This window comes from Cytobacillus sp. BC1816, from assembly GCF_051353635.1.
In the GTDB taxonomy this organism is placed as follows: domain Bacteria; phylum Bacillota; class Bacilli; order Bacillales; family Cytobacillaceae; genus Cytobacillus; species Cytobacillus oceanisediminis_C.
In genome coordinates this window covers 4,691,714-4,705,815 of the sequence record NZ_CP195611.1, presented here as the reverse complement: position 1 = coordinate 4,705,815, position 14,102 = coordinate 4,691,714, and the positions used below count along the sequence as shown (strand labels likewise).

At 44.3% G+C, this 14,102-nt stretch carries 14 protein-coding genes; 7 read left to right on the top strand and 7 right to left on the bottom strand.

Translation table 11 applies throughout. The annotated features are described in order from the left end of the window. From uvrA to ACR42H_RS23885, 7 genes are all read left to right on the top strand, one after another. Window positions 1–2,877 carry an excinuclease ABC subunit UvrA gene (gene uvrA / locus ACR42H_RS23915; RefSeq protein ID WP_436373601.1) on the top strand — a complete coding sequence of 959 codons (2,877 nt, stop codon included), beginning with the start codon at window positions 1–3 and terminating at the stop codon, window positions 2,875–2,877. Window positions 2,878–2,957: 80 nt separating this feature from the next. Beyond that, window positions 2,958–3,722 carry a DUF459 domain-containing protein gene (locus ACR42H_RS23910; RefSeq protein ID WP_113883744.1) on the top strand — a complete coding sequence of 255 codons (765 nt, stop codon included), beginning with the start codon at window positions 2,958–2,960 and terminating at the stop codon, window positions 3,720–3,722. A gap of 138 nt (window positions 3,723–3,860) precedes the next feature. Next, window positions 3,861–4,205, top strand: a complete 345-nt coding sequence (locus tag ACR42H_RS23905) for a hypothetical protein (protein WP_009331863.1) — start codon at window positions 3,861–3,863, stop codon at window positions 4,203–4,205. Between the two features lie 203 nt (window positions 4,206–4,408). Further along, window positions 4,409–4,723 carry a DUF4870 domain-containing protein gene (locus tag ACR42H_RS23900; RefSeq protein WP_113883743.1) on the top strand — a complete coding sequence of 105 codons (315 nt, stop codon included), beginning with the start codon at window positions 4,409–4,411 and terminating at the stop codon, window positions 4,721–4,723. Between the two features lie 24 nt (window positions 4,724–4,747). Further along, entirely contained in the window at window positions 4,748–5,857 is a 1,110-nt protein-coding gene (locus ACR42H_RS23895) for a DUF4097 family beta strand repeat-containing protein (RefSeq protein ID WP_436373598.1), read from the top strand. A gap of 250 nt (window positions 5,858–6,107) precedes the next feature. Beyond that, window positions 6,108–6,302 (top strand): PspC domain-containing protein, encoded by a 195-nt coding sequence (locus ACR42H_RS23890; RefSeq protein WP_113883741.1) that lies wholly within the window; start codon window positions 6,108–6,110, stop codon window positions 6,300–6,302. Window positions 6,303–6,305: 3 nt separating this feature from the next. Beyond that, on the top strand, window positions 6,306–6,665 hold the full coding sequence (locus ACR42H_RS23885; protein ID WP_113883740.1) for a phage holin family protein: 360 nt from the start codon (window positions 6,306–6,308) through the stop codon (window positions 6,663–6,665). A 39-nt stretch (window positions 6,666–6,704) separates the two neighbouring features. Here the strand turns inward: ACR42H_RS23885 and ACR42H_RS23880 are convergent, their stop codons facing one another. The 7 genes from ACR42H_RS23880 to ACR42H_RS23850 form a co-directional block, all read right to left on the bottom strand. Beyond that, window positions 6,705–7,370, bottom strand: coding sequence for an N-acetylmuramoyl-L-alanine amidase (locus tag ACR42H_RS23880; RefSeq protein ID WP_436373595.1), 666 nt, complete (start codon window positions 7,368–7,370; stop codon window positions 6,705–6,707). Window positions 7,371–7,479: 109 nt separating this feature from the next. Next, window positions 7,480–8,211, bottom strand: coding sequence for a GntR family transcriptional regulator (locus ACR42H_RS23875; protein WP_436373593.1), 732 nt, complete (start codon window positions 8,209–8,211; stop codon window positions 7,480–7,482). 19 nt (window positions 8,212–8,230) lie between these two features. Next, window positions 8,231–8,974 (bottom strand): glucosamine-6-phosphate deaminase, encoded by a 744-nt coding sequence (gene nagB, locus ACR42H_RS23870; protein WP_436373591.1) that lies wholly within the window; start codon window positions 8,972–8,974, stop codon window positions 8,231–8,233. Next, on the bottom strand, window positions 8,971–10,161 hold the full coding sequence (nagA, locus tag ACR42H_RS23865) for an N-acetylglucosamine-6-phosphate deacetylase (protein ID WP_436373589.1): 1,191 nt from the start codon (window positions 10,159–10,161) through the stop codon (window positions 8,971–8,973). Before nagA ends, nagB begins: the two co-directional genes overlap by 4 nt. A gap of 192 nt (window positions 10,162–10,353) precedes the next feature. Next, entirely contained in the window at window positions 10,354–11,259 is a 906-nt protein-coding gene (gene murQ, locus ACR42H_RS23860) for an N-acetylmuramic acid 6-phosphate etherase (RefSeq protein ID WP_436373587.1), read from the bottom strand. After that, window positions 11,256–12,329 carry a DUF871 domain-containing protein gene (locus ACR42H_RS23855; protein WP_436377058.1) on the bottom strand — a complete coding sequence of 358 codons (1,074 nt, stop codon included), beginning with the start codon at window positions 12,327–12,329 and terminating at the stop codon, window positions 11,256–11,258. Before ACR42H_RS23855 ends, murQ begins: the two co-directional genes overlap by 4 nt. A gap of 87 nt (window positions 12,330–12,416) precedes the next feature. After that, window positions 12,417–13,799: a PTS transporter subunit EIIC gene (locus ACR42H_RS23850; protein ID WP_113883733.1), complete on the bottom strand. Its 1,383-nt coding sequence runs from the start codon at window positions 13,797–13,799 to the stop codon at window positions 12,417–12,419. Window positions 13,800–14,102: the final 303 nt, after the last annotated feature.

The following is a 14,102-nucleotide window of genomic DNA, read 5'->3' as shown; positions in this document are numbered from 1 at the left end:
ATGGCGATGGATAAACTGATTGTAAAGGGTGCCAGAGCCCATAACCTGAAAAATATAGATGTCACCATTCCGAGAGATAAGCTTGTCGTCCTGACAGGACTTTCAGGTTCAGGAAAGTCCTCACTGGCATTTGATACAATTTATGCAGAAGGGCAGCGCCGCTATGTGGAATCATTATCTGCTTATGCCCGGCAATTCCTCGGCCAGATGGATAAGCCTGACGTGGATGCGATAGAGGGGCTGTCTCCTGCCATTTCAATTGACCAAAAGACGACAAGCAGAAATCCTCGTTCCACAGTGGGAACGGTGACAGAAATTTATGATTATCTGCGATTATTATTTGCACGGGTGGGGCGTCCAACCTGTCCGATTCACAACATTGAAATCTCCTCACAGACCATTGAGCAAATGGTTGACCGGATTATGGAGTATCCAGAAAGAACAAAACTCCAGGTTATGGCTCCGCTTGTATCCGGCCGAAAAGGGACACAGGTAAAAGTGTTTGAGGATGTCAAAAAGCAGGGGTTTGTCCGTGTCCGTGTCGACGGAGAAATGATGGATCTCGGTGATGAGATTGAGCTGGAAAAAAACAAAAAGCACTCTATAGAAGTAGTAATCGACCGGATTGTCGTAAAAGAAGGGGTAGCTCCGCGGCTGGCTGATTCATTGGAAACCGCGTTGAATCTGGGCAATGGCAAGGTGCTGGTGGATGTAATTGGGGAAGAGGAACTGCTGTTCAGCGAGAACCACGCCTGCCCTCAATGCGGATTTTCAATCGGCGAACTTGAGCCAAGAATGTTCTCTTTTAATAGTCCGTTTGGTGCTTGTACGGAATGTGACGGATTGGGCTCAAAGCTGGAGGTAGATATTGATCTGGTCATACCCAATAAGGATCTTTCATTAAAGCAAAATGCCATTGCGCCATGGGAGCCGACCAGCTCTCAATATTATCCTCAGCTGCTGGAGGCGGTCTGCAATCATTATGGAATTGATATGGACATGCCGGTTAAGGAGATTCCTGAACACTTGCTTGATAAGGTTTTATACGGATCCGCCAAGGACAGCATTTATTTCCGATATGAAAACGATTTTGGCCAGGTAAGGGAGAATTATATCCATTTTGAAGGTGTCATCCGCAATGTGGAGCGCCGCTATAAAGAAACAAGCTCTGATTATATCAGGGAGCAAATGGAAAAATACATGGCCCAGCATCCATGTCCTTCCTGTAAAGGCTACCGTCTGAAGCCGGAAACGCTTGCGGTGCTTGTATCTGGAAAACATATCGGCCATGTCACAGAATATTCGATTGAGGAAGCATTCAGCTTCTTTGAAAATCTGACACTGTCTGAAAAAGAAATGAAGATTGCCAACCTCATTTTCCGTGAGATTAAGGAGAGGCTAGGCTTCCTCATTAATGTCGGGCTGGATTACCTGACATTAAGCCGGGCTGCGGGAACTTTGTCCGGCGGTGAAGCACAGCGTATCCGCCTGGCCACACAAATCGGTTCGCGCCTGACAGGTGTACTCTACATTCTGGATGAGCCTTCGATTGGTCTCCATCAGCGTGATAATGACCGTTTGATTGATACACTGAAAAATATGAGAGATATCGGCAACACCCTGATCGTGGTAGAACACGATGAAGATACGATGGTGGCAGCCGACTATTTAATCGATGTAGGACCGGGAGCGGGGGTTCATGGCGGACAAATCGTTTCAGCTGGTACCCCTCAGGAAGTCATGGATGATCCGAACTCTCTGACAGGTCAATATCTGTCCGGCAGGAAATTCATTCCGCTGCCAATCGAGCGCCGCAAGAACGACGGGCGTTTTATCGAAATTAAAGGGGCTAAAGAAAACAATCTTAAAAATGTGAACGTTAAGTTCCCGCTCGGCACTTTTATTTCCGTTACTGGCGTATCCGGTTCAGGAAAAAGTACGTTAATCAATGAAATTCTGCATAAAGGGCTTGCGCAAAAGCTTCATAGAGCCAAAGCAAAGCCGGGTGAGCATAAAGAAATTAAAGGTGTGGATCACCTCGACAAAGTCATTGATATCGATCAATCCCCAATCGGGCGGACACCTCGTTCCAACCCGGCAACATACACCGGAGTGTTTGATGATATTCGGGATGTATTTGCTTCAACTAATGAAGCAAAAGTTCGCGGCTACAAAAAGGGGCGCTTCAGCTTCAATGTAAAAGGCGGACGATGTGAAGCATGCCGCGGGGACGGGATCATCAAGATTGAAATGCACTTCCTGCCGGATGTGTATGTGCCATGTGAAGTATGTCATGGCAAACGCTACAACAGGGAAACGCTTGAAGTGAAGTATAAAGGGAAGAATATTTCGGAGATTCTCGAAATGACAGTGGAAGATGCATTGGAGTTTTTCGAAAATATTCCTAAAATCCGCCGCAAGCTGCAGACGATTTATGATGTTGGCTTGGGCTATATCACTTTGGGACAGCCTGCGACAACATTGTCCGGCGGTGAAGCGCAGCGTGTCAAACTTGCTTCCGAATTGCACCGCCGTTCAACGGGCCGCTCCCTGTACATTCTTGATGAACCGACAACAGGCCTCCATGTTGATGATATCTCAAGACTGCTCGTGGTCCTTCAGCGTCTTGTTGAAAATGGAGACACCGTACTGGTTATTGAGCATAATCTTGATGTCATCAAGGCAGCCGACTATATCGTTGACCTTGGACCTGAAGGCGGAGATAAGGGAGGTACCATCTTAGCAGCCGGTACACCGGAAAAAATTGCCGAAGTTCCGGAATCCTATACAGGCAAATACCTCAAACCGATCCTGGAAAGAGACCGCCTGAGGATGAAACAGCAAATTGAAGAAAAAGAGGGCGTGACAAACGCTTAATTAGGAAGAAGCAGTACCGTTTTGGTACTGCTTCTTTTTATATAGAAGAGATTAATTCTCCGGGATGAGGGGTATAGAACATGCGTCTGCAGCTACCTTCAATAATCTCAACCAAGAAAGGAACATACACTATGAAAAATAAAATCTGCCTTTTGGCAGGCCTTATATTGCTTGGATTCGGCATCTATCTAACCATCACATTTCTGGGAGAAGAGAAAAAGGCTGAAAGCAGTCAAACGATAGTAGCTTTTGGGGATTCGCTTACCTACGGATATGGAGATGAAACGGAAGAGGGATACATTGGCAGGCTGCAGAGCAAACTAGATCGGACATTTCCGGATAAGAATTATAAAATAACAAATCATGGAGTCTATGGCTATAAATCTTCTGATGTCCTCCAGCAAATGCTCAAACCGAAAGTGGCACAGGATATCAAAAATGCAGATATGTTTATCGTATATATTGGCACAAACGATTTGCTGAAAAGCAACGGCGGGGACCTGTATCCGCTCCATCACGAAAAACTGGTTGAAGCTAAAGACATATATGAGGATAAACTGAATGGAATCCTGGAAACACTGGAAACCGCCAACCGTGATGCACCTGTTATCCTGCTCGGACTATACAATCCCTATCCGGACGGCGACCAAATTGAAAAATATATTGATCATTGGAACAAATCCATAAGAAAAAAAGCAGCGGAAGATAAAAAGATCACCTACGTTTCTACCAATGAACTGTTCAAGGGAAAAAACAAGAAACAGTACTTCGCTGATTCCCTTCATCCGAACGGAAAGGGGTATGAGCTGATTGCTGATAAGATTATAGATAATTACTCATTTTAGTTTGTTGGCCATTTATTTTGCCTCCCCTTCTATTAATTGATAACACAATGTAATGTTCCAGCAAAATCGATGTAACCAAGCAGCGTTATACTCCTATATAAGGGAAGCTATTGCCTGGAAACAGAAGGGGAGGTCATTATGGAGGATTATTTAGAGAAGTCTCTGGAAGAATGGAAAGAAGATATTTCTGAGGTTTTGGATCAGATTAATAATGAATATGAGGATGTTAAAAAAGAGCTTAAAGTATATTCCTACAAATATGGAATTACAAAGCAGGTTATCCAGTCTACTGTGAACGAAGAGATTATTGATAATATCCGCGAAATGTATCATAAGCCTTTCGAAGAGAAGTATAACGAATTGAAAGAATACATACGTGATTTGGATGAAAAACGAAAAGTATTCCAAATGTTTGTCAATAAAATCGACGAAGTGAAAAAGAAGGAAGCGCCTCGCACTGACCTGGCAGCTGCCTATAAATAGGACTCATCCATAAAACCGTCTTTACAAGAAAGGCGGTTTTTATTATAGAAAAAGCTATGCGACTTGAGGCTATGGAACCCCTCAGCCTGCAGATGTATTTTTAGAAATATGGAGGAAAATCCCCCTTTGATTTTCTATAATGAAGAAGAGGCTGAAACTTTTAGCGCTCCATTTCCGTATGACAGATAAAGGAGCTGAAAACAATGGAAACAAGAAAGGTTCTGTCTGCCTTAAGCTATTTTAGCATTATGTTCGCAGGATTTATTTTTCCGCTCATTGTATTTTTTGCATCAGAAGACACGGAAGTGAAGCGGCATGCCAAGAGTGCATTCCTATCACATTTGATTCCGCTGGTTCCTGTTCCGTTTATTGTTTTTGCTGGTGTAACCCAGTTCATTGTAAATGGTCAGGAAATCCCGGTATTTTTTCTTGCAGCTGTCGGCATCACAATCATTCTGCTATTAATTGTACTTATCTGGAATATCATTAAAGGGGTAAAAGTCCTGATAGAAGAATAGAAATAATAGAGGAGGGCCAAAGAAATGAAAGAGGAACGCAAACGTATTTTAAAAATGGTCGAAGATGGAAAGCTTACTGTAGAGGAAGCTTTAACTCTGCTGGAGCAGCTTGAAAAAACAAATCAGACGATGGAACAGAAGCAGGAGGATTTAATTAAGGAGCTTTCTGCTGAGGTTAAGTTTGAAGAAGCTAAAAAGGGTGAGCCATACAGCTCAAAGCATCAAAGTGCCAAGGAAAAAATTATTGATTTTGTAGATTCTGCCTTTAAGAAAGTGAAGGATCTGGATCTTGATTTTAATTTTGGGAAAAGTGTTGAGATCTCTCATATATTTCAGCATGCAGACGCATACTTAAAAGATCTGGACATTGATGTTGCCAATGGGACAGTTAAGGTGATTCCATGGGAGCAAAGTGATGTCCGCGTTGAATGCAAAGCTAAAGTCTATCGTGTGGATAATCAGGATGAAGCACGCAGAAATTTCCTGAAGGATGTTATTTTTGCCATTGAAGGGCAGAGGCTTAGATTTTCCAGTCAGCAAAAGTGGATGAAGCTTGAAGCGGTCATCTATATTCCCAGATCTGAATATGAAAATGTGAAAATCCGCATGTTTAATGGCCCGATTGAAAGTCAAAACTTAACAGTGGAAAACTTTAAAGCGAAAACGGCCAATGGAAAGATTATGGTTAGTGATTTAAACAGTAAAAATGTTGAGGCTGAAACAGCTAACGGGCAGATTACCATTCAAAAAAGCCGAATCGATCATGTAGAAGCCGAAACGTTAAATGGTGCTATTCTAGCTGAAGGAGACTTCAAAAAAGCCGAACTCCAATCTTTTAATGGCAATGTAACATGCAGGGCAGAAAATGAACGCTGCGAATGGATCGAAGCAAAGGCAGCAACGGGCAGCATCGACCTGTTTGTACCGGATTTCGCTGCTGTCAGCGGAGAGCTTCGCACCAATCTGGGCAGTTTCCACCCTGATATTGAGGGTATTGAAGTAATAGAAGAAAAGAGCGAAGTGATTCAGAAAATGCTGCGCTTCAAGTCTGTAAAAGAAAGCGGCAGCGGACTTAAGCTGAGGGCTGACTCAAAAACAGGTACGATCACGATCAAACGGTCAACAGCCTGGTAAAGCCTAAGAAATAGGCTTTTGATAGATAGTATAAAATTTTGAACATTACTGTCTAGCTCCACAAGGAACGCTTCGACAGCTTTATCATCGCACGGCTAAAAGCGCTAGCTTTAGGAGGAGCGCCTACCCCCTAGAGGTGAGGCCCCTGGGATGGGGGTCATGCAGACGTTGCCACAGGAAGTGGCCGTTCTTAGTCTGCGTTCCTTCGAGGGCAAGGGGCTTCCGCTTTTCTTGATAGGAGGGATTCATTGTGAATAAATTGGTTCGCTCCCGCAGCAACCGAAAATTAGCGGGGGTATTGGGCGGCTTATCAAAATCGATCGGTATAGATTCTGCCATACTCAGGGTGATCTTCATTGTTTTATTATTTACAACAGGCGTTTTTCCAATGACACTCATTTATGCTCTGCTTGTGTTCGTGCTTCCGAATGAAGAGGTGCTGTAAGAAATGAGATGGATTCTGGGCATTTTGATTAATGCGGTCCTATTTGTAGCGATCGCCGGCTTTTTTAAGGATTCGTTTTACTTATCAGGATTTGGGGCTGCCATCGGTGCCAGCTTCATGCTTTCCATCCTGAACATACTCGTGAAACCAATCCTGATTATATTAACTCTGCCAGTCACTGTTTTAACGCTCGGTCTGTTTTTGTTCGTCATCAATGCTGTTACGTTAATGATTACAGATGGCTTTATGGGGGATTCATTTGAAATTGCCGGGTTTGGCACAGCGATTCTTGTATCTGTGATTATGTCAATAGTTAATCTTGTCATTCAAAAGGCGATTCTTGAACCGGCGAAGGAAAAATAAATGCGCTAAAAATCCAGCATCAGTGATGCTGGATTTTTTCTATTCAATGATGGTAGCATTAAAGCCGTCTTTCTTCAGATTCCCGGCAAGTTTCTCGGCAAGCTGCTTTTCTGAAAATGCAACTTGAACTTTATATTGTTTGATTTTATCATTTTTTCTTAAGCCGTATTGTTCAGCGATTGCTTTTACAATAGCTTGTGCACAGCGTTTTCGATAGAGAGGGGTTCGGAGAAGGGAAGCTTCTTCTTTATTGGTCATAAACCCGCATTCCACAAGGACAGCAGTCATTTTTGTCTCGCGAAGAACCTGGAAATCAGCTGTTTTGACTCCCCGATCCCGCAAGCCTGTAGAACTGATTAAGTTTCGCTGTATCTTTTGGGCTAATGCCAGCGCTTCCCGAGGTTTGGAAGGGTAGACATATGTTTCAATTCCGCCTGCACTGTTCCATCCGCCCGTTCCGAAAGCATTGGCATGGATGGACAAATAGCAGTCCGCGTTTTGTTTATTTGCCAGTGCAGTCCTTTCGGCAAGCGGCACGTCCCGTATATCCGAGTGTGCAAAGGACACCACTGTGTTTTGATAGCTTTCCAGCATCTCCTTCGCTAGTTCTGCAACAGCGCGATTGAATTCATATTCTCTCATTCCGTTAGGGCTCCGTTTGCCTGAAGTACTGAATCCATGCCCGGCATCCAGTATGATTTTCATCTAATCGCTCCTTTCAACTAAAAAAATATTCTCATGTATATAATATGGACGAACCTTCCAAAAGGACATGGTAAAATGAAAATAGGAGAAAACCCTGATGGGCTTTCTCCTATTTTGCAGCACGCTGCATCGTATGAACAAATTTATAGCGGTCTGCGCGGTATGCTGATTTGACAAGCTCAAAAGGCGTGCCGTCCTCTAAAAAGGAAGTTCGGACAATAAGCAGTACAGGCGACCCAGATTCGACCTGCAAGTGGTTTACTTCCGTTTCCTTAGCGATGGAGGCTTCAATTTGCTGGGTTGCCTCACTGATGGTCAGAGACAATTTTTCTTCAATATGCTGGTAAAGGGACTTGTTGATGATTTCTTCCGTAAGCCCTTTAACGAGATTAGCAGGCAGGCAGGTGGTTTCCAGCGCCATTGGCAGATTATCTGCCATCCGCACACGTTTAATTTCATAAACAGGTGTATTTTCTTTTATATCAAGCTTTCTCGCCAGCTGCGGCTCGGCCGGGATGATTTCAAATGAAATGAGACGGCTGCTCGGCACAAGGCCGCGCTCTTTCATATCTTCGGTAAAGCTGGTCAATCCCTGAAGCTTTTGTTCGACCTTCTGCTTGTTGACGAAAGTTCCGCGTCCTTTTTGCCTGTATAGATAGCCATCGTTGACAAGGTTGTTTAAGGCCTGTCTGACTGTCATGCGGCTAATCTGGTATTGCTCAGAATACTCACGCTCAGAAGGGATTGCTTCATCAGGCTTTAATATGCCGCTTTCTATTAATTGTTTAATATACTCTTCCAATTGGTGATATATCGGGATGGGTGATTGCTTATCGATCATGGGAATTCTCCTATCACTATTAGTAGTGCTCATCCTTACTGACAAGACTAAGTGCTTCTTCATCGGCTATGATTGTCACATTCTCATGCAGCTTCAAAGCTGATGCGGGAAACTGTTCATCAGGTTCTCCATAAACCAGCTGCCTGATAGCTTCTGCCTTGGCTGAACCTGAAGCGAGCAGGAGGATTTCCCGGCTATCAAGAATCGAAGCGATTCCCATAGTAATCGCTTGGGCTGGAACGTCTTCAATAGAATTGAAAAACCTTGCGTTCGCCTTACGTGTACTTTCCGCCAGGTCCACGATATGCGTACGGCTGTGAAAAGACGTGCCGGGTTCGTTGAAGCCGATATGACCATTGCGTCCAATTCCCAGCAGCTGCAGATCGATATTTGCCAAATCCTTGATCAGCTGCTCATACCGTTCGGACTCCTGTGGCATATCTTCTGCTGCTCCATTTGGAAGGTGCGTGTGTTCCAGCCGGATGTCCAGGTGATCAAATAGTTCACTATTCATGAAATGCCTGTAGCTATTAGGGTCAGAAGGAAGCAGGCCGATATATTCATCCAAATTAATCGTCGTAATTTTTTCATAAGAAGTGCCATTCTTTTGATGATCTTTAATCAGTTCGGCATAAACTCCTTTTGGTGTGCTTCCGGTTGCAAGCCCTAATGTCATACCCGGCTGCTGCCGAATTTTTTCAATCATTAGCTGGGCCGCTTTTTGGCTCATATGGTTATAATCGGCTGTCCGAATGATCTTCAAAGTGTTTTCACCTCGCGTTCAAAGGCTTTGACGCCTCTGCAGAAAGTCATGGCAACCTCAAGGTTCTCATCGAGTACAACCAGGTCGGCATCCTTTCCTTCCGAAATGCTGCCTTTCCGGTTATACATATTGAGCTGTCTTGCAGGGTTGCTGCTCGCAAGCTGGACAGCTTCAGACAGCCCAATATCAGTAAAATCAATCATATTCTTTATGGAATCTTTCATTTTCAAAATACTTCCAGCCAGTGTGCCGTCAGCAAGCAGTGCCTGGCCATTTTCAACCTTTACATCCTGTCCGCCAAGATCATAATGGCCATTTTTCAGGCATTTTGCTCTCATGGAATCCGTTATCAGGATCATTCCATCCGGGCCCTTGGCGTTCAGTGCAAGCTTGATCATCTCAGGCCGGACATGAATTCCATCAGCAATCATTTCAACTATCAATTCCTTGAATAAAAGTGAAGCGCCGGCTACTCCAGGTTCACGGTGATGCATGCCTCTCATTCCGTTAAAAAGGTGAGTAACCTGCTTAGCTCCCGCCTGAACAGCTTTCTCCATTTCTGTAAAAATGGCATCGCTATGGCCGATTGATGGGACAACACCGTTTTCACTTAAGTACCGGATAAATTCATAGCCATTTGCTTTCTCAGGTGCAAGTGTAATCAGCTTGATGGTTCCATTTGCTGCTTCCTGCCAGCGCTTAAAAAGTTCAATATCGGGCTCGAGTATATGATCCTTCGGCTGGGCTCCGCCTCTTGCTTCGTTAATAAATGGGCCCTCCAGGTGGATTCCGATTACTTCCGCCTGTCCAGGAGTATTTTGTTCTTTTTGAAAGTGAGCTGCATTGACCAGTGCGGCTTCTATTTTTTCCTTTTCCTGTGTGATAGTCGTGGCCAGGAAGCTGGTGGTCCCTTCCTCAGGCAACACGGTGGCCATCGTGTTAAGTGCATCAAATGTTGCATCCATTGTATCGGCACCGCCAGCGCCGTGAATGTGAACATCAATAAACCCCGGACTGATTGTATGCTCAGGGGAAAGTTCTATGATTTCTGTATCCTGGCCGATGGCAGGAAGCTCCTCCAAAGTTCCAGTTTTTAAGATTCGGTCTTTTTCTATTAGAATAAACCCTTGATCGATCATGCTGTTTTCCAGAATAATTCTAGCGTTTTTCAGTAATAGACGGCTCATTTTTTAGTTCATCTCCGTTTGAATGATACTTTTATTATAAAAGGTTTGGATTTAGATGTCTATACCAGTTGAAAGAATTAACTCACTCTGATGATTTGGTCTATACAACTAAAATAGGATAGAAGGCAGGTGGGCGCTTTCTATCCTATTAATTTGAGTTTAAAGGGAATTTCATACAATATATATGATTATTTATTTAGTATGATATTCCGCAATGGCTTCCCGTAAATAGCCATTATGCTTTTTCAGAAGCCAGGCGGCTGCTTCACCTTTTAATCCTGTTAAAATTTGAAGAATCGCAGCCTTTGTATTATGGTTTTGATCTTTGAGAGCGCCCTGGGCTTCTTCATCAGATGCACCTGTAGCCATTTTGACGATATTTTCAGCACGTTTAAACAGCTTCTCATTTGTCATCTGCACATCTACCATCAGATTGCCGTATACTTTTCCGAGTTTGATCATGGAAGCTGTTGTTAACATGTTCAGGACGAGCTTTTGTGCAGTGCCTGCTTTCATTCTTGTAGAGCCTGTAACAACCTCGGGACCTGTAATAGGTGCTATCGTGTATTTTGCGACTCTCCCCATTTCGGAGTCTTTAGTGCAGGCAACAGCAACAGTAACAGCACCGACTTCATTTCCATATTGAAGAGCTCCGATCGTATACGGCGTACGGCCGCTTGCTGCAATGCCTACAAGCACATCCTTGTCCGATAATTGAATATCTGCGACATCCTGGCGTCCCTGTTCACTGTCATCCTCGGCGCCTTCAACTGCCTCGGTCATGGCTTCTTTGCCGCCGGCAATAATGCCGACAACCATTTCCGGGTCCGTTCCATAAGTTGGCGGACATTCTGAAGCATCGATAATGCCAAGGCGTCCTGAGGTGCCAGCTCCAACGTAAATCAAGCGGCCTCCTTTTTTAAAACTATCCGTAATTTCATCCACCACGTTGACAATGTGAGGGATTTCTCTTGCAATCGCATTAGGAACAATCGTATCTTCCTGGTTGATGATTGTAATAATTTCTTCGGTTGTCATTAAATCTATTTCCATTGTTTTTGGGTTTCGCTGCTCGGTATTTAGCTTTGTAATATTCATTGTTCATCCCTCACTATTAATTGAAATTTAGTTCCTGCCTTGATCTGGTCAAGAAGCGGCAGATCCTCATCTATAACTCTTGCAATCACATTCACGCGTTCATCCCGGGGCAGATCTGTTAAAGTAATCTGCATCTCGCCTGCGTATCGGCCATATAGGATATTATCAGCTGTGACACTGCCTTTTTTACGTTCCAGCTGGTTCAGAGGTTCCCATTTATTTGATCCCTGCCCAGCATATGACCTTGATTCCACTGACCTTACAACATCCCGGGCAGGATCCATCCGATTTGTATGAGGTTTGTTAAAAAGCTCCTTATAAATTTGTCCGCCAATCAGCTCGATTCGGAGAGGTACAGGACCCTTGGCGATTTTTTTCAGTTGCGCAAGAGTCTCTTCTTTTACCGAATGGTCACCGATCAGCACCTTGTCTGTATAGCAGCTGTTCATCAATTCAGCCGCCGCAGCAGCGGGTGGACAGCCCCGATGTTTCTCAAGGGTAGGAAGCCCTGCAAAAATGGGCCCGCGAAGTTCAGCGTCACCAGGCACAAACGCCATGGTGGTTATCCCCACGCTTTTAAGGAACCGATTTCGCTCTATAAAAAAGTCTTTATCCAAACCCGTTTCAGGCCGGGGATAAAAATTATGCCAGGCTTCAACATTATGGGCGTTTAAGCCCAGTTCCATCCACTCCTGCAGTTCTGCAGCAGAGATAGTACTCGCATTGATTCCAAGTTTCATTTTTTTAGAGAGTTCAACAATCTGTTCAGAAGTAAAGCCGTAGTCTGCCCGGATTCCGGAGAGACCCCATTCAAGAAGAGTATCGAGCGATTCCCAGTCCAATCCTAGATGGTCCAAGGATTGAGGGGAAACGTCGGCGAGGAGTTCCATTTGATGCTGCTTTGCAAGAGCACCGAGGTTCTGAAGCAATTGTTTATATGTGCTGTGGTCATCTTCGGGAATATGAAGGGAAGTGAAGATTGATGTGAGGCCGTGAGAAGCGGCCCGTTCAATCCATTTTGCATTTTGAAGCTGGCGCTCTTCTGATAGATAAACTGATATTCCAAGCATCATGGTCACCTCTATAAGTCTGAATTTTTCAAAAATGTGATTTCATAAGTAAAGAAGGAGGAATGGCTCCTCCTTCTCCTTGTTTTATTATATGTTTTTAGCCATTTCCTCTTTGAATCCGAACATCCATGTGAACAGGAATCCAAACGCATAGGCAATTAACAGGCCGATCAGATACAGTACGATTTGATTTGTGTGAACGAGGAAGGCAAGCGGTATGCCGGAAACCCCGATGGCTACTGTAGCAATCTTGAAGAACGCCTGGAAAGCACCGCCCACAGCAGCTCCTAGACATGCTGTTAAGAAAGGACGTCCCAGCGGCAGCGTAACCCCGAAAATAAGCGGTTCACCAATACCGAGCATTCCTACCGGAAGTCCGCCTTTAATCACTTTCTTCAGACGGGCATTTTTTGTTTTGAAGTAGATGGCGAATGCCGCACCTACCTGGCCGGCGCCTCCCATTGCAAGAATCGGCAGGAGCGGATCGTCGCCGATTGAGTTAATCAATTCCATATGAACAGGAGTTAAACCTTGATGCAGCCCAGTTACAACAAGCGGAAGGAAGGTTCCGGCAAGTACTAAGCCAGCCAGGATGCCGCCAACATCTAGAACGCCAAGGAGACCTTTTGTGATAATGTCAGAAAGGAATCCGCCAACAGGCTGCAGGACAAAGAATGTCGCAAAGCCTGTAATTAATAATGCCAGTGTCGGTGTTACGATAATATCAATTGCTGATGGAACGACTTTGCGGATTCTTTTTTCCAAAAAGGCCACTAGCGCAGCGGCGAGCATGACTCCAATCAAGCCGCCCCGGCCTGGCACCAATGCTTCACCGAAAAGAGTTATATTGGCAAGGCCAGGGTTGATTAATAGAATACCGGCTGCACCGCCCAGAGCAGGAGACCCTCCAAACTCCTTCGCTGTGTTAATACCTACAAATACGCCAAGGTAACCGAATAAACCCCAGCCAATCAAATCAAGCATTTGAACGAGCGTGGATTCCGGATCTCCGCCTGATTTGATGATTACATTATTGATGCCTGCAATCAAACCAGAAGCAACGATAGCTGGAATCAGCGGGATAAAGATACTGGCAATTTTTCTTAAAAATAACTTGAAAGGAGTAGCGTTTTTCTCATTGAGTCCGGCTTTCGTCCGGGCTGCCAGTCCTTCCAATGAAGTGTCAATCTCTTCGTCATCATCATCAACGGATGAAACATTTTTGCCTGTCATCCTGGAAACTTCGTCAGCTACTTTGGTGACGATCCCAGGTCCGAGGATGATTTGGAGTGTTTCTGCTTCCACCACTCCCATAACGCCATCAATATCCTTGATGCCATTCAGGTTGACTTTGCTTTCATCGACCGGCTTCACGCGAAGGCGGGTCATGCAGGAGGCCAGTTCCGCGATATTGCCGGTGCCGCCCAACTGCTCCGTAATCTCTTTCGCCAAGCGTTCTTCTTTACGCATGAGTTTTTCCCCCTCTTTTTTTAAAAATGAATGAACGTAATAAAAGCTAAAAAATGTAAATGAATTCGCTTACATAATCATATTACCAAGGTTTAGTATAGTTGTCTATACCATCTGAATATTTTTATAAATGGCATATCATCATATTTATACGCGGAACATCCCTGGAAATTGTCCCTATCGAGAAGGATTAAGTATATGGGCCTAGTGTTAATTTTGTAAAAATCGTTTTCAGAAATTTGGTTCTGCGTTAAAAAGTGCTAAAATAGAGTGAAACTTCAGAGTGAATTTTTTAGAAATTAT